The following is a 22,668-nucleotide window of genomic DNA, read 5'->3' on the forward strand; positions in this document are numbered from 1 at the left end:
CCCCCGTTCGGTGCCGATTGCCGCATGGCATTTACAAACAATCAAGTTTGTTTTTCGCAATTTCATCATGGTCGGCGGCGTGCGGCTCGAAAAGGCCGAGCGGCGTCGCCTCCGCGGTCCCGACAGGTGCCGACAATCTCGCCCGACCGGCGGCTTCAAACGGTATCGGCTCCGCGGGCAGACCGGCCCGGAGACGGCTTCCCGCCCGTTGCCCTGGGAACTCGGCGCAACGGACCTGCGCGTCGCCGCGAATTTCTCGTCGGCGACGGAGGCATCGGACCTGCGCGTGCCGAAGGCCGGCGACCCTCTTCGATCGCCACCGGTTCGATGACCGCCGGCCCCGCCGGGGGGATGGCTCGGCCTCAGTCGCCGAGCGCCATCGCATGGCCGATCATGTAGCCGATCGGAAGGGCGGAACCGGGTGCGAGCATCGCCGCGGGATCGTCGTTGGCGACCAGCGCGGTGACCGGACGGCCCGATACGGTGGCGGCGATCCGGTAGCCGGTGCCGGTGAAGACGGCCGAAACGAGCGTGCCGTCGAGCCGGATGTCGGCCGCCGCCGCCTTGCCGCCGACCAGCGTCTTTTCCGGCCGCAGACCGATCTCGCCGCGTCCGGACGGGGCGGGCAGGAGATTGCATTCGCCGAGAAAGGTCGCCACGAAGCGGTTGGCCGGCCGGAAATAGAGCTCTTGCGGCGTCCCGACCTGCACGATCAGCCCCTTGTCCATCAAGGCGATCCGGTCGGAGAGAAACAGCGCCTCTTCCTGGTCGTGGGTGACGTAGACGATCGTCGCCCCGATGCGCCGATGCAGGTCGCGCAGTTGAACCTGGATCGCCTGACGCAGGTTCTTGTCCAGCGCCCCCAGGGGTTCGTCCATCAAGAGAATGTCCGGTTCGATGACCAGCGCGCGGGCGAGCGCCACGCGCTGCTGCTGGCCACCGGACAATTCGCGCGGACTGCGCCCGCCGAAGCCGTCGAGCGAGACCAGCGCCAGCGCCGCCTCGACGCGCCGGGCGATCTCGGCGCGCTTCAGCTTGCGCATCTCCAGCCCGAAGGCGACGTTGCGGGCGACCGTCAGATGCGGGAAGAGCGCGTAGTTCTGGAACACCATGCCGATGTTGCGGCGTGCGACCGGCACCGGCGCGATGTCGCGGCTGCCGATCCGGATTTCGCCCCGGTCCGGCGTCTCGAAGCCCGCGATGGTCTTCAGGAGCGTGGTCTTGCCGGAGCCGGAGGCCCCGAGCAGGGTGCAGAAGGATCCGGCTTCGATGTCGAGATCGATGCCGGCCAGGGCCGGGGCGGCACCGCCGTAGGATTTGACGAGGCCGCGCAGGGCGACGGGCTTGCCGGTCTGTGTGAGGCTCATGCGCGTCTTCTCGTCACAAGGAGATTGACCAGCATCAACAGGATGGTGACCAGGATGATCAGGCCGGCGGCGGCGATGATGGTCGGGTCGATCTCGTGCGCCACGCCCTCGTACATCAGCTTGGGCAGCGTCCGCGTCCGGATGTTGGTCAGGAACAGGGCCAGCACCACGTCGTCGAAGGAGGTGATGAAGGCGAACACGGCGCCGGCCAGAATGCCGGGCAGGATCGTCGGCACCAGGATGCGCCGCGCCATGGTGGCCCAGGAGGCGCCGAGCCCGAGGGCCGCCAGCTCCAGGCTCGGATCGAAGGACTTCAAGGAGGCGCGCACCGTGACGAAGACATAGGGGGCGGCCAGCACGGTATGGCCGATCGCCAGGCCCCAGATGGTGCCGACCAGGCCGGTGGGGGCGAACAGATAGTAGAGCCCGACCGCGAGGATGATCACCGGCACGATCATCGGCAGCACGAAGAGCGTCTCGATCGCGGTGCGCCAGCGTGCCGGGATGCGGCCGAGCCCGATCGCCGCCGCGGTGCCGAGGACGACGGCACCGGCCACCGTCAGCCCCGCGACCTGGAGCGATCGGATGAGCGCGTTGAACCATTTCGAGGTCTCGAAGAAGTTCACGTACCAGCGCAGGGAATAGTCGTAGGGCGGGAAGGACAGGAAGGGCGACGAGCCGAGGCTCATCGGAAACACGACCAGGATCGGCGCGATCAGGAAGACGGCGACCAGCAGTCCGAACACGACGGTCAGAACGCCCCCGGCGCTGCGCCCGCGCGAGGTCAGGCGGAACGGTTCGCCGCTGCGCGCGGTCCCCGCGCCGGAAAAGAGCCGTTCCAGCCCGAAGGCTCGCTGAAACAGCATGAAGATCACCAGGGTCGCGCCGAGCAGCATGGTCGAGAGCGCGGCGGCGAAGCCCCAGTTCAGCTCGCGATTGACGTTGTCGGCGATGACTTGCGAAATCATGGTCTGCGCCGGACCGCCCATCAGGGCCGGCGTGATGTAGAAGCCGATCGCGTTCATGAACACGATCGTGGCGCCGGCGACCGCACCGGGGGCGGTCAGCGGCAGCACGACGCGGACGAAGACGGTGGCCGGTCCGGCACCGAGCCCTTCGGCCGCCTGGACGGTCGAGAGATCGAGCGCGCGCAGGGCGGCGTAGAGCGGCAGCACCACGAAGGGCATGAGCACATGCGTCATGCCGATCAGGACGCCGGAGAGATTGTAGACGAAGGCGACCGGCTCGGAGGTCAGCCCGACCCCCATCAGCAGCTTGTTGAGGATGCCGTTGCCCTGCAGGATCACGATCCAGGCGGTGGTGCGGACGAGCGAACTGGTCCAGAAGGGCAGCAGGACCACGACGACCAGGACGGCGCGCAGCCGCGGCCCGACGGTCGCCATCAGATAGGCGACCGGGTAGGAGAGCACCACGCACAGAAGGGTCGTGAGGGCCGAGATCGTCAGGGTCGTCGCCAGGATCGAGCGGTAGAGCGGGACCTCGGCGATGCGCCGGAAATGCTCGAAGGAAAGCCCGCCGTCGCCGAAGCCGAGCCGGAGCAGCGAGACGACCGGGACCGCGAAGGCGGCGGTCAGCAGGACGGCCATCGGCAGGAGACCGAGCCAGCCGCCGAGACGGCGTGCCGGACGGACGGGCATGCCGGCGACGGCCGGTATGCCGGCGAAGGCCGGGACGCCGGCGACGGCCGGGACGGCCGCGGGGCTGGGGCGGGCAGGCGGCGGCTCGGGGATCGCCATGGCGTCAGGTCACGAAAAGCCGGCGGGGGAAGGTGGTCAGCCGCTCGCACCCGGTCTCGGTCACCGCGATCGTCTCGGACATGCCGAAGCCATGCGCCAGCACATAGGTGTGGAAGACCATGCCGGGTTCGAAGCGCCAGGTCGCCTTCGGCTCCGCCTCCAGCGGTTCGCCGCCGCTCGGCTGCAGGAGCAGGCCGACCGAATAGAAGGTCTTGTTGGTGTAGGTCTCGCGCAGTCCGGCGCCGAGCACGCCCTCGCGATAGATGCTGTCCGGCACCGTGGCGGCGACGCCCGGCGCGACCGTCGCGATGGCCCGGTCCTGAATGGCGATCAGCGTCTCGACGGTGCGCTGCTCCTCGTCGGTGGCGACGCCCACCTTCATCGGCCGCATGAAGCGGGCATGGTAGTGGCGGACATTCGGGGTCACTTCGAGCTGGACGATATCGCCCCGTTCCAGGACGCGGTCGGAATAGCCGCCGTGCAGGTGGAAGGCGCGCTCGCCGGACGAGAGCACGCCCGGACCCGGCAGGTCGGAGCCGGCACGGATCATGGCGGCGCAGATCGCGGCCGCCATGTCGCGCTCGGTGGTGCCGGCGACGGCGGCCCCGATCCCGGCCGCCATCCCGGCTTCGGCCGCCCGCGCGGCCGCCCGCTGGTAGGCGATCTCGGCCGGCGACTTGACGAGGCGCAACCGGGTCGTCAGGGCGGTGCAGTCGACGAAGCTGACCTCCGGCAACCTCGCCTGCAGGGCGGCGAAGCGGCCCGCGCTGAGCGGCCAGGCGCCCATCTCGATGCCGACGCGTGCCTTCGGCCCTAGGGTCGTCCGGATCGCGCCGGCCGCGACGGCGTCGCGATCGTCGGAATCCGTCCACATCACCCGGCCGGGGAAGACGCAGGTGGCGTCGAGATAATATTCCTCGACATCCCGGCAGAAGAGCACCGGATCGCCGGCCACCGGAATGATCGCGAACTGGTAGCTCGAATAGCCGCGGGTGAAGAAGCCGGTCGACCAGGTGACGGTCTCGGGCATGAACGCGACCAGGGCGTCAAAGCCCTGCGCGACCAGACCGGCGCGCAGTCTTTCGACGCGCGCGAGATACTCCTCGCGCGCGAACCAGGGACGGGCGATGCTCATGGTCAGCCCTTGATCATGGCGGTATAGGCCTCGGTCGCCTTGGCGCCGTTCTTGGCCCACCATTCGATGTCGAGGAACAGCGCATTCTTCAGCCGCTCGGCCGTCGACGGCAGCCGCTCGGCGCGCTTGGCGTCGATATGGCTCCAGGCACCCTTGGTCGCCGGGCCGTAGGCGACGTGGCGCGACAGCTCGGCATTGATCTCCGGCTTCAGGATGAAGTTCAGGAACTTCACCGCCGCCGCCTTGTTGGGCGCGCCCTTCGGGATCATGAAGTAGCCGACCTGCGGGATCTGCTGGTCCCACGACATGGCGATCGGCAGGTTGGAATCCATGCCGGCCTGGAAGCGGCCGTTCCAGCCGAGCGCCATGACCACGTCGCCGGCGCCGAGCGCCTGGACCGGCTGCGCGCCGCTCGACCACCAGACCGCGACATTCGGCTTCAGCGCGGCGATCTTGTCGAGCGCCCGCTTCATGCCGGCGTCGGTCGAGAGCGTCTTGTAGACATCGCCGGCCGGAACGCCGTCGGCGAGGAGCGCGGCCTCGAGCACGGTCTCGGGCTTGTCGGGGAGGGTGCGCTTGCCCGGGAACTTCGCCACGTCGAAGAAGTCGGCGAAGGTCTTCGGCTGCGCGCCGCCGGCCGGGAAGGCCTTGGTGGAGAAGCCGATCAGGGTGCTGAAGATCTCGGAGGGCACGCCGTAGGCGTTCTTGGCGCCGTCGAGCACGTCCGACTGGTTGACCATCTCGGCCGTGATCGGCTCGAACAGGCCCTGCGCGACGCCGCGCATCAGGCCGCCGCCGCCGGCCGTGACGATGTCCCAGGTGACCGACTTGGTCTCGACCATCGCCTTGATCTTGGCCGTCTCCGGGCCGGTGTCCTCTTCGAACTTCACGCCGCTCGCCTTGGCGAAGGGTTCCAGCCAGGCCTTGCGGATGGCCTCCTGATAGGCGCCGCCCCAGCTGGCGAAGACCATCTCCTCGGCCGACGCCGCAGCGGCGGGGAGGAGCATCCAGGCGGCGACAGCCGCGGTGAGGAGAGTTCTGCGCTTCATGACGAGACCTTCCGTTGCAGGTTCGAGGCTTTGCGGGGGACGTCTTGCTTCTTGTCCGTCGTCGCCGGGTGTCCGTCGTCGCCGGCGGTCAGGCGTTGCGCCGGGCGGCTCCGGCCGCATCGTCGGCGACCAGCCGGGCAAACCGGGTCAGCATGGTCTTGGCCGGCAGGGCGTCGTCGGCGCTGGCCTGGAGATCGGCGATGACCGCGCCGTCGCCCTCCAGGCGGGCCCGGCTTTGCTCGAACCAGGTCACCGCTTCGGCGCGGGTCACTTCCGGATGCCCCTGGATGCCCCAGGCGCGGTAGCGCGCATGACGCCAGATATGGTTCGGGCAGAGATCGGAGGTCGCCAGGATCTCCATGTCCGGGTGTCCGGCACGGACCTCGTCGTTGTGCCAGACGAACATGTAGACCTCCGCGCCCAGCTCGGCCGCGAGTTGGTCCCGGCCCGCGGCCGGCGTGGTCGACAGCCATTTGTAGGCGACCTCGCAGGAGGTCCGGCGGAACACCTGGTCGCGGCCGCACAGCGCGGAGGCGAGAATTTGATGGCCGAAGCAGATGCCGAGCATCGGGATGTCCCGCGCGGCGGCATCGCGGATCAGGTCGTGCTCGCGCTCGATCCAGTCGATCGTCTCATAGGCGCCGTGCGGGCTGCCGGACAGGAAGATCCCGTCATAGACGCCGAGATCCTCCGGGAACTCGCCGCCATAGGCCCACAGCATGTCGACCGCGAGCCCCTCGTCGCGAAAGAGATCGGGCAGGCGGGATGCGGTGGCCCGCGTGGTGCCGTTCAGAAGGTAGAGCAGGCGCGGTCGGGACATGGTCGGTTCCGTCGGCTGACTGAGGTCTCGTGAGGGGCAGGGCAGGGATCGGGGTCCACGGCAGGCGGTTCGGAGCGGCGGAGCATGCGGAGGGTCTCCGGATGGCCGTGCCCGGCGTCAGCGTTTCAACAGGGCCGGCCCGGCCAGGGCGTCCAGAATGGCCAGGCGGGCATTGTCGATGTGGAACCGCATCGCCGCGGCCGCAGCCGCGCCGTCGCCCTCGCCGATGGCATCCAGGATGGCGAGATGCTCGGCCTTGCCGGGATCGAAGCGGCGGGGGATGCGGGCGAGGCCGAACATGCGCGTGCGGGCGCGCAGGTCGCTGACGAGCCGGATGAGAAGTTTGTTGCCGGTCGCGCGCGCGATCGTCAGATGGACGAGATCGTCGACCGACCAATGACGCTCCGGCGTCACGTCGGCGGGCGAGAGCATGCCGGTGACCGCCGCCCGGACATTGGCGATCAGCGCCGGTTCGCAGCGCCCGGCCGCGATTTCGGCGGCCTCGCCTTCGACGGCCCGGCGCACGGTCAGGATCTCCAGGATGTCTTCGACCGAGACCGGGCTGACCGTCAGCATCCCGCCCTCCCGCTTGACATAGCCCTCGCCGACCAGACGACCGATCGCTTCGCGCACCGGTGTGCGGGAAAGCCCCAGCCGCTCGGCGAGCCGCCTTTCCTGAAGCCGAACCCCGCCCGGCAGCGACCCGCCAAGGATCATGGCGCGCAGGGTGTCGAAGGCACCTTCGGCGAGATTGCCGCTGTCCTCTTCGGCGCCCGGCACCGGGCCGGGCGCGGAGCCCGGCAACGAGTCGGGTGGCGAACCGGGGGCGGCGCGCGGCGACGAGAGGCCGCCGGCGGTCTCCGCGCCTGTCGTTTCAAGCAGGGAGGAGGCGCCCTCGGAGGACCATGGTTCGGTTGGCGTCGTCATGGCATGACAATGGTATACCACTGGCATGGTGACAAGATCATACATTGGGCAGGCTGCCCTTCCGGGGTGCATGACCAGGCCCGCCGGGGCGCCCGGCATGGTCCCGGCAAGGCCTGCGGAGCAGGATCCTGCGGCCAAACCTCGGCGGCCATTCAGGCTCCCACGTCCGGCCCGCCCGCCACGGACCGCCTCATCAACGCGCGATACTGCGCGCACCGGCCCGGAAGCCCGACGGGGGATCGCAGACATCCGGCAAGGGTCCGGTGCCTGCCGGCATATCGGGCATCTGCCGCCTCCGTCGGCATGCGGGGGCGATGGGAGGATCGGCCTTCTGTCAAGATTGTATCCCGAACTGGACGATCCTGCCGCCATCGGCGAGTTTATCGGACGGAATTCGGAATTGGCCTGAAAATTGTATCCAAAAATGGGTCCACGACTCCGCAAGGTTCCGTCCACCTCCGTGTCGAGCGAGCCGCCCCATGTCCGATCTGCACTTCCTGACCATCGCCGAGGCGTCGCGCCTGATCGCGGCCCGCAAGCTCTCCCCGATCGAGTTGACGCAGGCCTTCATCGCGCGGGTCAAGGCGCTGGATCCCCGGTTGAACGCGTTCATCCTGCTGATGGAGGACAGCGCGCTGGCGGCAGCACGCGCCGCCGAGGCGGACATCGCCGCCGGGCGCTACCGGGGGCCGCTGCACGGCATTCCGATCGGTCTGAAGGATATCTACAACACCGCCGGGACGGCCACGACCGGTCACTCGGCGCTGTTCAGGGACCATATTCCCGCCGAGGACGCCCATACGGTGGCCCTTCTCAAGGCCGCGGGGGCAATCATCCTCGGCAAGCTCGCCACCCACGAATTCGCGACCGGCGGCCCCTCCTTCGATCTGCCGTGGCCGCCCGCCCGCAATCCCTGGGACCTCGCCCGCATGCCCGGGGGATCGTCCTCCGGGTCCGGCGCCGCGGTCGCCGCCGGACTGTGCCCGGGCGCGATGGGCACCGATACCGGCGGCTCGATCCGCTTCCCCGCCGCACTGTGCGGCATTGCCGGCCACAAGCCGACCTACGGCCTGGTCAGCCGCCGCGGCATCCTGCCCTTGTCCTTCAGTCTCGATCACGGCGGTCCGATGTGCTGGACCAGCGAGGATTGCGCCCTGATGATGGACGTGCTCGCCGGCTACGATCCGCTCGACCCGGCCAGCGCCGACGTGCCCAAGCCGGATTTCCTGCACGGCCTGTCCGACGGCATCGCCGGCATGACGATCGGCGCGATCCGCCATTTCCACGAGACCGACCTGGACTGCGACCCGGAGGTGGCCGCCGCCTTCGAGGCCTCCGTGAAGGCCCTGGAAGCGCTCGGCGCCACGGTGAAGCCCGTCACGGTCTCGCCGCTCAGCCACTATGGCGACGTGCTCAACGTGATCTCGCGCGCCGAGGCCTATTCGATCCATGAGCGCCATCTGACCCGCACGCCCATGCTCTACGGCGCGCTCGGCCGCCGCCGCCTGGCCGCCGGCGCCTTCCTGCGGGCCTCCGACTATGTCAGCGCCGTCCGCCATCGCGGCCGCCTGGTCGCCGAGATGGCCGCCCTCATGACCGATTGCGATGCCGTGATCACCGCCGGCTGGCACCGGCCGGCGCCCGAATTCGGCGAGGGCGCCGTCCCGCGCGGGCTCAATCTGACCTCCGTCTTCAACGTCACTGGCAGTCCGGCCCTTTCGGTCTGCAACGGCTTCACCGCCGCGGGCCTGCCGACCGCCCTGCAGATCGCCGCCCGGCCGTTCGCCGATCCGACCGCGCTCCGGATCGGCGCGGCCTTCGAAAAGGCGACCGCCTTCCGCTCCCGGCGTCCCGCCTTCGCCATCGACGCCGCATTGGCCGCCTGATCCGTCGCATCACCGGGAGGAACCGAACATGTCGAAGCCGACCTTCGTCGAACGCATGGCCGAACTCGGCCTGAACTTCCCGCCGGACGAGATCGCGGCCTTCGAGGCCTTCGTCGGCGACCTGGAGCAGTCGGCTGCGGCGCTCCGTGCGATCGACCGGTCCTATGCCGAGGAGCCGAGCAGCGTGTTCACGCCGGCACCGGCGGCCCTGAAGCCGCCGGGCTGACCCCTGCCGCGCCCGCTTGCCGCGTTCCGGTCGCGCCCCGCGGCCTCCCGGCGATCCCGTGCCCGATCCGATGGAGCTGCCGCATGTTCTCGCTGCCCGATGCCGCCGGTCTCGTCGATCTTGCCGCCACGCTCGGCATCCACCTGGCACCGGAAGAGGCCGCGCTCTACGGGCCGGTGATGCGCGACGCGCTGCGCGACCTCGATGCCTTCGTCCAATCGCGCCTGGACGAAGGCGCCCCGACCGTGCTCCACCCGGAGCGCGCCCGCGGCTACCGGCCCGGACCGGAGGAGGACCGGTACCGGGCCTGGCTCTGGAAATGCAGCATCGGCGGCGCCTCGACCGGACTGCTGGCCGGCAAGACCGTGAGTTTCAAGGATCACATCAGCGTCGCCGGCATCCCGCAGGTCTTCACCTCGCAGGCCCTGGAGGGCTTCGTGCCCGACATCGACGCCACCGTGGTGTCGCGCGTCCTGGCGGCCGGCGGCCAGGTCGTCGGCAAGATGATGATGAACGGCTTCGTCGGCGACTACGGCCGCCCGCTCAATCCGCACGACCCGGCCCGCCTCACCGGCGGCTCCTCCTCGGGGTCCGGTGCGGCGCTGGCGGCCGGCGAGGTCGACATCTCCTTCGGCGGCGATCAGGGCGGCTCGATCCGGCTCCCCGCCGCCTATTGCGGCGTGCTCGGCCTGAAGCCGACCTTCGGGCTGGTGTCCCACTACGGCGCCGGCTTCGCCTTCGAACCGAGCCTCGACCATGTCGGTCCCATGGCCCGGACCACCGAGGACCTCGCCCGCGCGCTGCAGGCCGTCGCCGGCTACGACGACCTGGACCCGCGCCAGCGCCGGGGCATTCCCGATGGGATCGATGTCCTCAGCGGCCTCGACGGGGGTGTGGCGGGGCTGAAGATCGGCATCCTCGAGGAGGGCTTCGCAGAGCCGATCCAGCCCGAAGTGGCGGACGGCGTGCTGGCGGCGATCGCCACGCTGGAGCGGCTCGGCGCCGAGGTGCGCCGGATCTCCGTGCCGGCTCATGTCGAGCTCGCCGGCGCCTATGCCGGGCTCGTCTTCGAGGGCGCCCTGTCGGTCTTCCAGTCCGGCTTCTTCGGCTTCGGCGCGGTGACCCACTATCCGGCATCGGTGATCACCGCCATCGACCGGATGTGGAGCCAGCACGCCGACCTGCTCCCCGCCCGCACCAAGCTGAACCTGCTCGTCGGCTTGCTGGCGCGGCGCAATTTCCACGGCGGCGTCTATGCCAAGGCCCACAACATGCGCAAGGCCTACACCGCGGCCTTCGACCGCGCCCTTGCCGAGGTCGACGTGCTGGCCCTGCCGACGGTGCGCACGGTCGCGCCGTTCCCGGACACGATCCCGGCCGACCATCTCGCCGCCGTCGACATGAACCTGCGCCAGAACTGGATGCTGCTGCCGGTTGCCGGCAACACCAAGCCGACCAACTATACCGGCCATCCGGCCCTCGCCGTGCCCTGCGGCAAGGCAGCCGGCCTTCCGATCAGCCTCCAGCTGATCGGCCGTCATCTCGACGACGGGCTCCTGCTGCGGATCGCCCATGCCTATGAGAAGGCCGTCGACTGGCAGGCCTTCACCACCCCGGACTAGGCGCGGCCCGACCCGGCGGACGGCTGCCGCCACACGGATCGCCGCGAGGCACCCAACGCCATCGGCCGGGGCCGACGGATTGATGCAGAGGGGGGATGTTCCGCCGACGGGCCCTGCGGTTCGCCGGGGTCGGCCGGCGGACGGATCATGCTTGTTCCGACGATTGCGGTCTGCTCGACTGGCGGCCGGCCATGACGCGGCACATCGGAATTGGGGCATGACGATCGAACGGAGACCCGGAGCGTCGGGGATCGGCCGGGACGGCAGTCCGGACCAGGCGCCATCCGTGCTGGTGGAGGATCCGGAACGGTCGCATCGCGCGGCCGGCTGCGGGACCGGCACCGACATCTTCGACAACCGGCTGATCTTCGGCGACAATCTGCCGGTTCTGAAAGCGCTGGTGCCGGACCTCGCCGGCCGGGTGAAATGCGTCTTCATCGACCCGCCCTACAATACGGGCAGCGCCTTCGCGCATTATGACGACGGCGTGGAGCACGCCGTCTGGCTCGACCAGATGCGCCAGCGGATCGAGATCATCAGGGTCCTGATGGCCGAGGATGCCGCCCTCTGGGTCACCCTGGACGACAACGAGGCGCATTATTTCAAGGTCATGTGCGACGAGGTCTTCGGCCGGAAGAACTTCGTCTCCGACATCACCTGGCAGAAGGTCTATTCCGTGAAGGGGTCGGCCCGGCATATTTCAGGCATGCATGACCATATTCTGCTCTATGCCAAGAATATCGATGTCCTGACGATCGGCCGCATTCCGCGGACCGCCCGCAACAACAAGCTCTATCGCAACCCCGACAATGACCCTCGCGGCCTGTGGCGCCCGGGCCCCCTGGCGGCCAGAAACCCCTACAGCCTCGGAACCTACCCGATCACATGTCCGTCCGGCCGCGTCATCGAAGGGCCGCCGAATGGCTCGTACTGGCGATACTCGAAGGAAAGACTGCGCGAACTCGATGCCAAGGGCATGATCTGGTGGGGCAAGGACGGCAACAATGTTCCGGCTCCCAAGATCTACCTTGAGACCGTTGCCGAGGGCACGAGGCCGACGTCGATCTGGAAGCACGACGAGGTCGGCAACAACCAGGATGCGAAGCGCGAGATCCTGGACCTGTTCGGCGAGGACATGTTCGACACGCCGAAGCCGGAACGGTTGCTGGAACGGATCCTTCACCTGTCGACCGCGCCGGGCGACCTGGTCCTCGACGCGTTCGCCGGCTCCGGCACCACCGGCGCGGTCGCTCACAAGATGGGCCGTCGCTGGATCATGGTCGAACGGGGCGAACAGTGCCACTCGCACATCATCCCCCGCCTGAAGAAGGTCATCGACGGCGAGGACAAGGGTGGCGTGACCGAAGCGACCGGTTGGCGGGGCGGCGGCGGCTACCGCTATTTCAGGCTCGCAGCGCCCCCGCCGGCCTCGAACGCGCCCATCGGCGAGCCTGCCCGGTCGACCTGAGGGACCCGTGTTGGGCCGGGGAAGGCCGAGGGCCGGAGCCCTGCAGCCCTGCAGTCTCACCTTGGCCCGACCGCTCGGACGCAACAGAGCCGACCGGCAAGCGCATGCAGTCTTGCGATGATTTCGCATGCACTCTGAGCATGGAATAGGCTGACGCCTTGGCTCGGGCCGCAATTGGGCCGCGGAAAACCGGCCGCGGCGATAGGCTTTGGGCGGATGCAGGCGGTCCGCTCGGGTTGGCATGGGAATTGTGTATGGGACAGTGCATGCGATCATCGCATGCGATCTCGATCAGCACGAGGGCCGTCCCATGCAGACACGATTCCTTCCCGATCTCAGCCGGCGCGGCTTCCTGCGCGCGGGTGCCGGCGTTGCGGCGCTCGCGGCGAGTTCGCGGTGGTCGCCCGCCGATGCCGACGAACCGAATGTGCTCAACTACCTGTCCTGGCCGGGCAATGCCGATCCCTACCTGGTCGGCGAGTTCGAAAAGCAGAACAACTGCAAAATTCGCATCAAGGAATATGTCGGCGGCGACCAGATGCTCGCCGTCATCAACCAGTCGCCGCCGGGGTCCTTCGACGTGGTGCTGGCCGACGCCGAATACATGCACCTGCTCCGTGCCGCCGACTATCTCGAGGAACTCGACCCGGCCGACTACCCGCTGAAGGACTTCTGGCCGGAGTTCCAGAAATTCCCGCTGCACTGGTTCGACGGCAAGCTCTACGGCGTGATGAGCGATTTCGGCTATCTCGGCCTGTCCTACAACACCGATGTCTACAAGCCCGACGAGGTCGGCTCCTACGAGGCCATGTGGAAGCCGAAGGCCAAGGGCAAGGTCGGCTTCTTCGACTGGTACCTGCCGTCGATGGGGTCGGTCAGCCTCGCGGCCGGCAACCATCCGCCGTTCGACCTGTCGGATGCGGCCTTCGCGGCGGTGAAGAAGAAGCTCTTCTCGCTCAAGTCGCAGGCCTCGGGCTTCTATACCATCGCCGACATCTTCTCCTCGCTGACCAACGGCCAGGCCCATCTGGTGCCCGGCATCGGCGAATGGATCACGCTCGGCCTGCGCATGAGCGGCAAGCCGCTCGACACCATCATTCCGGCCGAAGGCGGCCTGCAGTGGACCGAGTCCCTGTCGATCGCCAAGGGCACCAAGAAGCGCGATCTGGCGCGCAAGTTCATCCAGTATACCGCCTCGCCGGACGGCCAGGTGCGCCAGGCCACCAAGGTCGACAACAAGAAGTCGATCCCGTCGATGGCCGGCTGGAAGCTGCTCAACGACACCATGCCGAAGGAAGCCCAGATCCTGCGGCTGGAACTCGGCAAGCCGAACGTCATGGACGAATACAAGAAGGGCCGGATCGCGTTCCGCGAACTGCCGAAGAAGCAGAAGATCGAGGACTGGAACGACGTCTGGTCCGAGTTCAAGAGCCTCTGACGGGCGAGGGAAACCGGCATGCCGCCAGCGTCACCGAAACCGCCGATCCCGGACGCGTTCCGGCCCTCGGCATCGATCTATTCGGGATCGCCGGCGGCCATGCCGGTCGCCCTCGGCCTGCCGGTCCTGGCATGGCAGGCCGTCTTCTTCCTCGCCCCGCTCGTCTTCCTGGTCGTGATCACCTTCTGGCAGGTCCGGTCCTTCCGGCTGGAACCGGCCTTCGTGCTCGACAACTGGACGCGCATCCTGTGGTCGACGCCGTTCCACCGGGCGCTCGGCCACACGCTTCAGGTCGCGGCGACGACGACCGTGCTGGCGCTGCTGCTCGCCCTGCCGCTCGCCTACACGATCGCCTTCCGCCTGTCGGTACGAGTGCGCGATCTCGCCGTCTCGCTCCTGGCCGTGCCGGTCTTCTCCAGCTACATGCTGCGCATCTATGCGTGGCAGGTGGTGCTCGGGGCGGACGGCATCGCCAATGCGGTGCTCGGCGCGGTCGGCCTGCCGAAGCTGCAGCTTCTCGGCGGCGCCTTCTCGCTGCAGGTCGGGCTGCTCACCCTGACCCTGCCGGTCGCGGTCCTGATCCTGGTCTTCGCCATGGTGGGCGTCGACCGGACGCTGATCGAGGCCGCGGAGAATCTCGGCTGTCGGCGCGCCCAGGTGATCACTCGCGTGCTGATCCCGTCGATCCGGCCGGCCATCGTGCTCGCCGGCACCACCACCTTCCTGCTCGCCTTCGGCGACTATGTCGGTCCGCTGTTCATGACCGGATCGAAGCCGCCGACCCTGTCCATCCTGCTGGTCGACACCGTCAAGTCCGGCTCGCAATGGCCGCGGGCTTCGGTCGTCGGCGTCTCGATGCTGGCCATCCTGGTCCTGGTCTTCGCGCTCGGCCGGCTGGCCGGCAGCGTACGCATCCGCCGGAGGGCGTCATGATCTCCCCCCGCTTCGTGCGCCGCCTGTCGCGGCTCCTTCAGTACGGCCTGCTCAGCCTGTTCTTCGCCTTCGTGGCGATGCCGATGGCCGTGATCGTGGTCTTCTCCTTCGACGCCAACCGGTTCCCGTCGATCCCCTGGGGCGGCTTCTCGCTCGTCTGGCACGAGGCGGCCTGGGCCGATCCGATGATCCGGGAAGCCTTCGTCAACTCGATCTGGGTCGGTCTCGGCACCGCCGTCCTGTCGACCGCGATCGGCTTCGCGGCGGCCTATATCGATTTCCGTCACCGCTTCTTCGGCAAGCGCCTGTTCGTGTTCGCGGTCGCCATCCCGCCGGCGGTGCCGACCACCATCCTCGGCATGGCGATGCTCGCCTTCGTGTCGCGGATCGGGCTGTCCGGCCGGCTGGAGACGATCGTCGCCTGCCATGTCGCGGTCGCCTCGTCCTTCGCGATGGCGCTGATCCGGCTCCGGCTCGGCGAGTTCGGCCGCGATCTCGAGCCGGCCGCCTGGAATCTCGGCGCCTCGCCCTGGGCCGGCCTGCGCTTCGTCGTGCTGCCCTTCTGCCGGCCGGCGCTGATCGCCGCCTTCTTCCTGTCGGCAGCGGTCTCCTTCGACGAATACATGATCGCCTGGTTCGTCGGCGGGGTGCACGAGACGTTGCCGGTGCGCATCCTCAACCAGCTGCAGGGCCAGGTGAATCCCAAGATCAACGCGATCGGCGCCGGCGTGCTCGCCGTCAGCCTCGTCCTGGTCTTCCTGGCGCGCCGTTTCACCAACCTCCGCCCGGAGCCGATGCACGGGCCGGACCTGCGCGGAGACAGCGCATGACCTCGTCCTTCGTCGCCCTGAAGGGGCTCGACAAGCGCTATCCCGGCCATCACGCCGTGCGCGGCATCGATCTCGACATCGCTGCCGGCGAATTCGTCGCCATCATGGGGCCGTCGGGCTGCGGCAAGTCGACCACGTTGCGGCTGCTCGCCGGACTGGAAGAGCCGACCGGCGGGTCGATCGCCATCGGCGGGCGCGACCAGGCCGGCATTCCGGCGCATCTGCGCGACACGCCGATGGTCTGGCAGAGCCTGGCGCTGTTTCCGTTCCTGAGCGTCGCCGACAATGTCGCCTTCCCGCTGCGCATGAAGCGGCTCGGCGCCAAGGAGCGCCGGCGCCGGGCGCTCGAATGGCTCGACCGGCTCGGCCTCGCCGGCATGGCCGACCGCGACATCGCCCAGCTGTCCGGCGGCCAGCGCCAGCGCGTCGCGCTCGCCCGCGCGCTGATCACGCAGCCGTCGATCCTGCTGCTCGACGAACCGCTGAGCGCGCTCGACGCGCATCTGCGCGTGCGCATGCAGACCGAACTGTCGCGCCTGCACCGCCAGCTCGGCATCACCTTCGTCTACGTCACCCATGCCCAGTCGGAGGCCTTCGCGCTCGCCGACCGGATCGTGATCATGAGCGAGGGGCGCATCCGGCAGGTCGGCCGGCCGCAGGATGTCTATCGCGCCCCGGCCAATCCCTTCGTGGCCGAGTTCATGGGCATGAACAACCTGTTCCGCGGCGTCTGCCGGGGCCGGGCGGACGACATGGCGACGATCGAGACACCCGCCGGCCATTACGCGGTGCCGGCCCGGCGCCCGCTGGCGGTTGGCGAGCCGGCCGCCTTCGTGGTCGCCGCCGACCGGATCACGCTGGCCCGGGCCGAGGACGGGCCGCCGTCCGGGCCTGCGGTCCGCGGCACGGTGCTGGGGCTCGAATTCGTCGGATCGACCCAGACCATCTTCGTCGAGACCGAGGGCGGGCAGGAGTTCCGTGTCCAGAAGCAGCAGCACGAGATCGAGGCGCTCGATCTCGTGCCCGGGCGAGCGGTCCATCTGGCCTGGGAGCCGCGCCACGCCTGGCTCCTGCCCGAGACCGAGTGATCGCGGCGGTCCGCGAGACCGCCGATCCGCGATCCACAGGGGCCCTGCGCCGGGCGCCGTCGCCCACGGGCCATCGACGTTGCCTTTGACGGCCCGGTGCGCGGCATCCCGGGCCGTCGGCGTGACCCGGCCGCGATGCCGACCCAACCAACCATCCAGGGAGAAGACCGTGTACGAAGAGCGATTCATGCAGCGGGCGATCGAGATCTCGCGGCGCGCCCTGAGCGAGCCGGGCACCGAGCCGTTCGGGGCGGTGGTGGTCCGGGACGGCGCGATCGTCGGCGAGGGGCTGAACCACTCGAAGGCCCATTTCGACCCGACCTCGCATGGCGAGACCGAGGCGATCCGCGATGCCGGGCGGCGGCTCGAATGCGTGGACCTTTCGGATTGCGAACTCTACAGTTCCTGCGAACCCTGCGCGCTCTGCATCGCGGCCATGCATATCGCCGGCATCCGTCGGCTCTACTATGCGGCCTCGAGCGGCGGGGCCGGACAGGCCATGGCGGGTCTCACGACCGCCATGCGTCATCCGATCGACGTCGCCAGCCTCCGGGCGGATTGCGCCGTGCCGGCCGATGCGGGCTCGATGCTGGTCAGCCGCCACCGGGAGGCGGAGGCGGTCGAAGTGATTGCGGCCTGGACCGCGATGAAAATGGGAGAGTGATCTCGATGCTGCATATCAAGGACGTTCGCAGCCTGGATCGGGACGTGAACGACCCGACCGCCAAGGGCAAGGGTCCGCCGATTCGGATCGAACCGGCGGTCGGTCCGGCGGGCAGCAGGCCCCCGGCCTCCCGCACCGAAGCCGTGCACGAAGCCCTCCGCCAGGCGATCATCGAACAGCGCCTGACCCCCGGGGCGAAACTCCCGGAGGACGCGATCGGAGAGGCCTTCGGGGCCAGTCGTACGATCGCCCGCGAGGCCCTGGGGCGCCTCGCCGTGGAGGGGCTCGTGGAGTTGAAGCCGAACCGTGGCGCCTTCGTCGCCAATCCGACCCTCGACGAGGCCCGCGAGGTCTTTCTCGTCCGCCGCGGCATCGAGCGCATCGTCGCCGAAAGCCTGGCCGGAAAGCTCTCCGCCGAAGCCGTCGAGCATCTGCGCGATCTGGTCCGCCGCGAGCGGCGCGCGATCGGCAGCAACGATCCCGAATCGATCAGGCTCGCCGGCGAATTCCATCTCTCGCTCGCCCGCCTGACCGGCAATGCGCTGCTGATCCGCTACGTGACCGAGGTCGTCTCGCGCTGCTCGCTGATCCTGGCCATGTATGGGCGCCCGCATTCGGCCGAGTGCGGCGCGACCGAGCATGTCGAGATCATCGAGGCGCTGGTCGCCGGCGACGGCGCGCGCGCGGCGGCGATCATGGACGCCCATCTCGACCATGTCGAAGAGCGGGCGCTGCTCGGCAGCCGCACCGAAACCGACCTGCGCGACATCCTGGCCCCCTACGCGGCCCGTATGCGGGAGATGTGACGCGGTCCATGCGGGCCGGGATGTCATCGGATCGCCGGAAAGCTGCGCTGCGGGTCGTAGGTCTCGAAGCTGGTCAGGCGCTGCCGGTTGCACTCGGCCTGCCAGCCGGAGCCCTGCACGACGCCCGACACGCAGCGATAGGCGGCCCGGTAGGCGTCGGTGGTGGCATTCTCCTCGATGGCGATCGCCGCCAGGCCGACCACGCGGCCGCCCTGGCGCTCGACCAGCCGGATCGCGCCGTCGACCGTGCCGCCGGTCTCGATCCACTGGTCGGCGATCAGCACCTTGGTACCCGGCGCGAAGGCCGGCTTGCGCATCTCCATGTCCTGGTTGCGCCCGGAATAGTTGGTGAAGGCGACGCGGTCGGTTTCGACGCACAGCTTGCCGGCCTTGCGGATCGGCAGGAAGCCGACGCCGAGCCGCGTCGCCAGGGCCGAGCCGAGCACGAAGCCCATCGCGTCGAGCCCGGCCACCACGTCGACCACCAGGCCGTCGAGATCGGCGACGAGATCGTCGAGCAGGTCGGCGAAGGCCGATCCGTTGATGTAGATCGAGGTCGGATCGAGCCAGGCGAAGCGCTCGCCCTTGGTGTTCGGCGCCATCAGGGAGAGATACCAGCGGTCGTTGCGCGGGCCCTTGTCGTGGGTCACAGCCGGGCTCCATGTTGGCGGCAGAGCGCGAGCAGGGCGCGCAGCCGCTCCGGGTCGATGGTGTAGAAGTCGCCGGTCCGGTTGATGCCGGTCGCGACCATGAAGGCGTCGACATCGGCCGCGTAGGCGGCGGCATTCTCGGGCGTGATGCCGGAGGCGAGCGCCAGGGTGCCGTCGCCGATGGCCTTGCGGAATGTTGCGATCTTGCCGAGGTCGGCCGCCTGTCCGGTGGCGGTGCCGGAGGTGCAGACCGCGTCCATGAAGCGCGTCGCCGTGGCGGCCGCCGCGGCGAAGTGCTCCGGGCGGACCTCGCGCTGCTTCTTGAAGGCGGTGCCGCCGAAATAGAGACCCGACCACCCCGAGGTGCGCCGGGCGGCGTCGATGGCCTCGGCCTCCGGCTGGGCTTCGGGCGGCCGGCTCTCGTCGATGCAGGCATCGTCCGCCCAATAGGCGTCGACCCGCACGCCCTCGCGGGCGAGGTCGCCGAGGACCGGGAAGGCGTCACGCCCGGTCACCGCCAGGAAGTTGACCCCGAGCCAGAGGTCCGGCCAGAGCCGCCGCACATGGCGGATGATCGGCAGCAGGTCCGGATAGGCGAAGTCGTGGTTGATCAGGAACAGGCCGGGCGCCCCCGCGGCGATCGCGACCGCGGCATTGCCCGCGGCCTGCCCGGCGTTCAGCACATGGACGACCGGCAACACGACCGGACCCGGCGACTGGAACAGGCGATGGAAAGCGCGACGGTTCATGCGGACCACTATGCCCTTGCCGGTCCATATCGAAAAATTTATTCTCGACATGCCTGCATAAGGGATAGCAATTGAACGAAATCAATCTGCCGATCGACCTGCTGCGTGCCTTCGTGACGGTGATCGATCTCGGCGGCCATACCCGGGCGGCCGAGGTGCTCAACCGCTCGCAGCCGGCGGTCAGTCTGCAGATGAAGCGGCTGGAGGACCTGCTCGAGAAGAAGCTGATGGTCTTCGAGGGCCGGCTCCTCAAGCTGACCGAGGACGGCGAGGCGCTGGCGGTCTATGCGCGCCAGCTCTTGCGCCTCAACGACGAGGCCGTCGCCAAGCTCCTGACCCGCCACGTCCAGGGCACGCTCCGGATCGGCCTGCCGACGGATTTCGCCGTGGCCTTCCTGCAGGAGGCGATTTCGGCCTTCATCCGCGAGCGCCATCTCGTCGATGTCGAGATCGTCTGCGGCCTGTCGCGCGACATCCTCGATCGCCTGCACCGCAACGAGCTCGACATCGCCGTCGGTCTGCTCGGCGCGGAGGCCAATCCCTATCTGGTGCGGGCCTGGGAGGAGCAGCCGATCTGGGCGGGGTCCCGCGTCAACGATGTCCGCCGGGTCCAGCCGGTGCCGCTGGCCGCCCATCCGGAGGGCTGCGAGTATCGCCGGCGCATGTTCGCCGCGCTCCGCTCGGCCGGACGCGCCTGGCGGGTCGCCTATACCAATCCGGAAATCGGCGGGCTGCAGAAGGCCGTCAGCGTCGGCCTCGGCGTCACCGCGCTGACGCGCAAGACGCTCCTGCCCGACATGGTCGTCCTGACCGCCGAGGACGGGTTTCCGCCGCTGGAGACGATCCGGATCGGGCTCTTCTACAAGCACGCCCTTCTGACCGCCGCCGGGCTGCAACTGGTCAACTGCCTGATCGAAAGCCTCGACGACGCAGCCGGGCCGGCGTCCCGGTAACGCCGCCTCGGCCGTGCCGGTGCCGGGCGATTGCCCGACCGGCCTCCATGCTGCCATCGGAAATGGTCGGGTCCGGGGGCGGGAGACGGCTTGCCGCCTTGCGGATGGCCTCAATCCGCGCCGGCCGGGCGCGCGCCGCGCGGGGTGAGATCGGCAGCGCGGATGCCGAGCGCGACGAGGTCTTCGGCCAATGCGCCGGTGGTGACCAATTCGGCGGTGATCCGCGCCAGGGTCGGCGCCATCATGATGCCGAAGCCGCCCTGTCCGATCAGCCAGAAGAAGCCGGCGCGCTCCGGATCGAAGCCGGCGACGGGGTTGAGGTCGGGCACGAAGCTGCGCAGACCCGCCCAGGCGCGCGGTGCCGTGCGGATGGCCAGATGCGTGTGCCGCTCCAGCCAGTCGACCAGCACCGCCACATCCAGGTCGTCGGGCTGCGCGTCCTGCGGCGGCACGGGCGTCTCGTCGGCAAGCGAGGCCATCAGGCGCCCGCCATCGGGCTTCAGATAGGGGCTGTGGCCGACGAACTCGACCAGCGGCATGGTGGCGACGACGAGCCCGGCCGGGGGGGCGACCACGATCGCGGTGCGCCGCTTCGGCTGCAGGCTCTGCGGCGCGGCGCCCGCCATCCGGCCGATCACGTCGCCCCAGGCGCCGGCGGCATTGACGACGATCGGCGCCTGATGGGTTTCGGCCCCGGCGGTCACGGTCCAGATGCCGGCATCGCGGGCAAGCGCCGTCACCGGGGCCTTGCAGATCAGGCGCCCGCCGCGGCGGCGCAGGCCCTGCAGAAAGCCCTGGTGGATGGTCGCCACGTCCATGTCGGCGACGCCGGGCTCGTAGGCGGCCGCACCGATCAGCTCCGCTCGGATCACCGGCGCCAGCCGCGCCGCCTCGGTGGCCTCGATCCGCTCGATCGGATCGCGCGGCGTCGCGGCCGCCAGCGCTTCGGCGAGGCGTGCCTCCTCGCCCGGCTTCGCCAGGGTCAGGCCGCCGCGGCGGCCGAGCAGCGGTGCGGCGGCGAAGTCCTCCGGCGGGGTCTCGAAGAAGGCGCGCCCGGCCGCGTTAATGCGGCAGACCAGCGGGGTGCCGAAATTGGGCGTGTAGAGCGCTGCCGAGCGGCCGGTCGCGTGATGCCCCGGCAGGCTCTCGGCTTCCAGGAGCAGGACCGATCCGTGCGCCGCCAGCGCGTGGGCCGCCGCCGCGCCGGAAATGCCGGCCCCGATGACCAGGAAATCAGCCGTTGCCATCGTTCGACCCTTGGCCTGCCAGATGCCGTTCCGCCGCCGGCGGGGTTCGTCCCCCTTCGGCGAATACGCCGGGGCGACCGAAACTGCAAGAAAGTTTTCGCGTATTGACCTGATGCAAGAAAACAGACAGAGTTTCGCTCCAGGAGGCGGGACCCCCGCCGGGAGAGGCCCCATGGACGGTCCGATGCGGCAGCGGTTGGAGGCATGTCTCGTCGACGGGACGAAGGCCGATCGCGCGCTCGCCGCCTATATCCTGGCCCGCCCCGAGACCATCCCGTTCGAGACGGCGGCGACGCTGGCCGAGAAGGTCGAGGTCAGCGAGGCGACCGTCGGCCGCTTCTGCCGCTCGATCGGCTACGACAATCTGAAGGACCTGAAGCAGCAGCTCGGCCAGGACTTCGGCGACCGGCCCTGGCTGATCGCCGACCGGCTGCGCGACTTCCAGGCGCAGGCCCGCCAGGCCGAGAACCCGCTCGGCCGCTCGCTCGAACTGGAGATCGCCGGCCTCGTCGCCGTCTACGAGATCGCCCAGAGCGCGGACTTCCGCCGGGTGGTCGAGCGGCTGACCACGGCGCGGCGCGTCTTCGTCTGCGGCTTTCAGACCGAGCGGGCGATGGCGCAGATGTTCGCCCACCAGCTGCAGTATCTGCGCGACGGCGTGCAGTTGCTCGACCTCGAGGGCGGCCATTTCGCCGAGCTCTTCGCCACCGATGTCGAGAATACCGCGCTGGTGCTGTTCGAGGCGCGGCGCTACTCGCGGCTGGCGCGTGTCGTCGCCCGCGAGGCGATGGCGGTCGGCGTGCCGGTGACGCTGGTCACCGACGCCTTCTGCGACTGGGGGCGCGGCCTGGTCTCCGAGCTTCTGGTCGTGCCGACGGAATTCAATCTGTTCTGGGATTCGACCGCCCAGATGGCGAGCCTCGTCAATCTGTTCATGAACGCCGTGTCGATCGAGATCGGCCCGGCGGTCGAGGCGCGCATGACCAAGGTCTCCCAGCTCTATGCCCGCTTCACCGGCCATACCGGAGATCCCTCCGGCCCGGAATCCTGATC

At 69.2% G+C, this 22,668-nt stretch carries 21 protein-coding genes; 12 read left to right on the forward strand and 9 right to left on the reverse strand.

What is annotated here, in order from left to right:
- Positions 1–362: 362 nt before the first annotated feature.
- The 6 genes from ABB55_RS15085 to ABB55_RS15110 form a co-directional block, all read right to left on the reverse strand.
- Positions 363–1,367 carry an ABC transporter ATP-binding protein gene (locus ABB55_RS15085; protein WP_054359544.1) on the reverse strand — a complete coding sequence of 335 codons (1,005 nt, stop codon included), beginning with the start codon at positions 1,365–1,367 and terminating at the stop codon, positions 363–365.
- Positions 1,364–3,124, reverse strand: coding sequence for an ABC transporter permease subunit (locus tag ABB55_RS15090; protein ID WP_200912030.1), 1,761 nt, complete (start codon positions 3,122–3,124; stop codon positions 1,364–1,366). The genes ABB55_RS15085 and ABB55_RS15090 overlap by 4 nt, the downstream gene beginning before the upstream one ends.
- 4 nt (positions 3,125–3,128) lie before the next feature.
- On the reverse strand, positions 3,129–4,259 hold the full coding sequence (locus tag ABB55_RS15095; protein ID WP_054359545.1) for a M24 family metallopeptidase: 1,131 nt from the start codon (positions 4,257–4,259) through the stop codon (positions 3,129–3,131).
- A 2-nt stretch (positions 4,260–4,261) separates the two neighbouring features.
- Complete coding sequence (locus ABB55_RS15100) at positions 4,262–5,308, reverse strand: ABC transporter substrate-binding protein (protein ID WP_054359546.1); 1,047 nt, start codon at positions 5,306–5,308, stop codon at positions 4,262–4,264.
- Positions 5,309–5,396: 88 nt separating this feature from the next.
- A complete protein-coding gene (locus ABB55_RS15105; RefSeq protein ID WP_054359547.1) occupies positions 5,397–6,128 on the reverse strand; it encodes a type 1 glutamine amidotransferase in 732 nt (243 codons plus the stop codon).
- 117 nt (positions 6,129–6,245) lie between these two features.
- A complete protein-coding gene (locus ABB55_RS15110; RefSeq protein ID WP_083464127.1) occupies positions 6,246–7,055 on the reverse strand; it encodes a GntR family transcriptional regulator in 810 nt (269 codons plus the stop codon).
- Between the two features lie 479 nt (positions 7,056–7,534).
- On the opposite strand from ABB55_RS15110, the gene ABB55_RS15115 reads away from it, so the two are divergent.
- The 10 genes from ABB55_RS15115 to ABB55_RS15160 all read left to right on the forward strand — a co-directional run bounded on the left by ABB55_RS15115 (position 7,535) and on the right by ABB55_RS15160 (position 18,016).
- Positions 7,535–8,941, forward strand: coding sequence for an amidase (locus ABB55_RS15115; protein WP_054359548.1), 1,407 nt, complete (start codon positions 7,535–7,537; stop codon positions 8,939–8,941).
- A 28-nt stretch (positions 8,942–8,969) separates the two neighbouring features.
- On the forward strand, positions 8,970–9,167 hold the full coding sequence (locus ABB55_RS15120) for a hypothetical protein (protein WP_054359549.1): 198 nt from the start codon (positions 8,970–8,972) through the stop codon (positions 9,165–9,167).
- Between the two features lie 83 nt (positions 9,168–9,250).
- Complete coding sequence (locus ABB55_RS15125) at positions 9,251–10,789, forward strand: amidase family protein (protein WP_054359550.1); 1,539 nt, start codon at positions 9,251–9,253, stop codon at positions 10,787–10,789.
- A 217-nt stretch (positions 10,790–11,006) separates the two neighbouring features.
- Entirely contained in the window at positions 11,007–12,257 is a 1,251-nt protein-coding gene (locus tag ABB55_RS15130; protein WP_054359551.1) for a site-specific DNA-methyltransferase, read from the forward strand.
- A gap of 310 nt (positions 12,258–12,567) precedes the next feature.
- Positions 12,568–13,695 (forward strand): ABC transporter substrate-binding protein, encoded by a 1,128-nt coding sequence (locus ABB55_RS15135; protein ID WP_083464128.1) that lies wholly within the window; start codon positions 12,568–12,570, stop codon positions 13,693–13,695.
- Positions 13,696–13,794: 99 nt separating this feature from the next.
- Positions 13,795–14,628, forward strand: a complete 834-nt coding sequence (locus ABB55_RS15140) for an ABC transporter permease (protein ID WP_054362074.1) — start codon at positions 13,795–13,797, stop codon at positions 14,626–14,628.
- Positions 14,625–15,458: an ABC transporter permease gene (locus ABB55_RS15145; RefSeq protein WP_054359553.1), complete on the forward strand. Its 834-nt coding sequence runs from the start codon at positions 14,625–14,627 to the stop codon at positions 15,456–15,458. The genes ABB55_RS15140 and ABB55_RS15145 overlap by 4 nt, the downstream gene beginning before the upstream one ends.
- Positions 15,455–16,546: an ABC transporter ATP-binding protein gene (locus ABB55_RS15150; protein WP_054359554.1), complete on the forward strand. Its 1,092-nt coding sequence runs from the start codon at positions 15,455–15,457 to the stop codon at positions 16,544–16,546. The genes ABB55_RS15145 and ABB55_RS15150 overlap by 4 nt, the downstream gene beginning before the upstream one ends.
- Before the next feature lie 169 nt (positions 16,547–16,715).
- Positions 16,716–17,210, forward strand: a complete 495-nt coding sequence (locus ABB55_RS15155; protein ID WP_054359555.1) for a nucleoside deaminase — start codon at positions 16,716–16,718, stop codon at positions 17,208–17,210.
- A gap of 5 nt (positions 17,211–17,215) precedes the next feature.
- Positions 17,216–18,016 carry a GntR family transcriptional regulator gene (locus ABB55_RS15160; RefSeq protein WP_083464129.1) on the forward strand — a complete coding sequence of 267 codons (801 nt, stop codon included), beginning with the start codon at positions 17,216–17,218 and terminating at the stop codon, positions 18,014–18,016.
- Positions 18,017–18,039: 23 nt separating this feature from the next.
- Here ABB55_RS15160 and ABB55_RS15165 read toward each other — a convergent pair whose 3' ends face one another.
- Both ABB55_RS15165 and ABB55_RS15170 read right to left on the reverse strand, forming a co-directional pair.
- Positions 18,040–18,666: a phosphoribosyltransferase family protein gene (locus ABB55_RS15165; protein ID WP_152982062.1), complete on the reverse strand. Its 627-nt coding sequence runs from the start codon at positions 18,664–18,666 to the stop codon at positions 18,040–18,042.
- The gene (locus ABB55_RS15170) at positions 18,663–19,415 is read right to left on the reverse strand and encodes a BtpA/SgcQ family protein (RefSeq protein WP_054359556.1); all 753 of its coding nucleotides are present in this window, start codon (positions 19,413–19,415) and stop codon (positions 18,663–18,665) included. Before ABB55_RS15170 ends, ABB55_RS15165 begins: the two co-directional genes overlap by 4 nt.
- A 71-nt stretch (positions 19,416–19,486) precedes the next feature.
- On the opposite strand from ABB55_RS15170, the gene ABB55_RS15175 reads away from it, so the two are divergent.
- A complete protein-coding gene (locus tag ABB55_RS15175; protein ID WP_054359557.1) occupies positions 19,487–20,368 on the forward strand; it encodes a LysR substrate-binding domain-containing protein in 882 nt (293 codons plus the stop codon).
- A 110-nt stretch (positions 20,369–20,478) separates the two neighbouring features.
- Here the strand turns inward: ABB55_RS15175 and ABB55_RS15180 are convergent, their stop codons facing one another.
- Complete coding sequence (locus ABB55_RS15180; protein ID WP_054359558.1) at positions 20,479–21,615, reverse strand: NAD(P)/FAD-dependent oxidoreductase; 1,137 nt, start codon at positions 21,613–21,615, stop codon at positions 20,479–20,481.
- A 172-nt stretch (positions 21,616–21,787) separates the two neighbouring features.
- Between ABB55_RS15180 and ABB55_RS15185 the strand changes: the two genes are divergently transcribed.
- Positions 21,788–22,666 carry a MurR/RpiR family transcriptional regulator gene (locus ABB55_RS15185; protein WP_054359559.1) on the forward strand — a complete coding sequence of 293 codons (879 nt, stop codon included), beginning with the start codon at positions 21,788–21,790 and terminating at the stop codon, positions 22,664–22,666.
- The last annotated feature ends 2 nt before the right edge of the window (positions 22,667–22,668 follow it).

This window comes from Prosthecodimorpha hirschii, assembly GCF_001305515.1.
GTDB lineage: Bacteria > Pseudomonadota > Alphaproteobacteria > Rhizobiales > Ancalomicrobiaceae > Prosthecodimorpha > Prosthecodimorpha hirschii.

Excerpts from the sequence above, each read along its gene's own strand:
- ABB55_RS15135 (WP_083464128.1), top strand. The coding sequence starts at position 12,568 with ATGCAGACACGATTCCTTCCCGATCTCAGCCGGCGCGGCTTCCTGCGC.
- ABB55_RS15115 (WP_054359548.1), top strand. The coding sequence starts at position 7,535 with ATGTCCGATCTGCACTTCCTGACCATCGCCGAGGCGTCGCGCCTGATC.
- ABB55_RS15100 (WP_054359546.1), bottom strand. The coding sequence starts at position 5,308 with ATGAAGCGCAGAACTCTCCTCACCGCGGCTGTCGCCGCCTGGATGCTC.
- ABB55_RS15120 (WP_054359549.1), top strand. The coding sequence starts at position 8,970 with ATGTCGAAGCCGACCTTCGTCGAACGCATGGCCGAACTCGGCCTGAAC.
- ABB55_RS15160 (WP_083464129.1), top strand. The coding sequence starts at position 17,216 with ATGCTGCATATCAAGGACGTTCGCAGCCTGGATCGGGACGTGAACGAC.
- ABB55_RS15180 (WP_054359558.1), bottom strand. The coding sequence starts at position 21,615 with ATGGCAACGGCTGATTTCCTGGTCATCGGGGCCGGCATTTCCGGCGCG.
- ABB55_RS15090 (WP_200912030.1), bottom strand. The coding sequence starts at position 3,124 with ATGGCGATCCCCGAGCCGCCGCCTGCCCGCCCCAGCCCCGCGGCCGTC.
- ABB55_RS15130 (WP_054359551.1), top strand. The coding sequence starts at position 11,007 with ATGACGATCGAACGGAGACCCGGAGCGTCGGGGATCGGCCGGGACGGC.
- ABB55_RS15140 (WP_054362074.1), top strand. The coding sequence starts at position 13,795 with ATGCCGGTCGCCCTCGGCCTGCCGGTCCTGGCATGGCAGGCCGTCTTC.
- ABB55_RS15085 (WP_054359544.1), bottom strand. The coding sequence starts at position 1,367 with ATGAGCCTCACACAGACCGGCAAGCCCGTCGCCCTGCGCGGCCTCGTC.
- ABB55_RS15150 (WP_054359554.1), top strand. The coding sequence starts at position 15,455 with ATGACCTCGTCCTTCGTCGCCCTGAAGGGGCTCGACAAGCGCTATCCC.
- ABB55_RS15125 (WP_054359550.1), top strand. The coding sequence starts at position 9,251 with ATGTTCTCGCTGCCCGATGCCGCCGGTCTCGTCGATCTTGCCGCCACG.
- ABB55_RS15185 (WP_054359559.1), top strand. The coding sequence starts at position 21,788 with ATGGACGGTCCGATGCGGCAGCGGTTGGAGGCATGTCTCGTCGACGGG.
- ABB55_RS15110 (WP_083464127.1), bottom strand. The coding sequence starts at position 7,055 with ATGACGACGCCAACCGAACCATGGTCCTCCGAGGGCGCCTCCTCCCTG.
- ABB55_RS15170 (WP_054359556.1), bottom strand. The coding sequence starts at position 19,415 with ATGAACCGTCGCGCTTTCCATCGCCTGTTCCAGTCGCCGGGTCCGGTC.
- ABB55_RS15095 (WP_054359545.1), bottom strand. The coding sequence starts at position 4,259 with ATGAGCATCGCCCGTCCCTGGTTCGCGCGCGAGGAGTATCTCGCGCGC.
- ABB55_RS15145 (WP_054359553.1), top strand. The coding sequence starts at position 14,625 with ATGATCTCCCCCCGCTTCGTGCGCCGCCTGTCGCGGCTCCTTCAGTAC.
- ABB55_RS15105 (WP_054359547.1), bottom strand. The coding sequence starts at position 6,128 with ATGTCCCGACCGCGCCTGCTCTACCTTCTGAACGGCACCACGCGGGCC.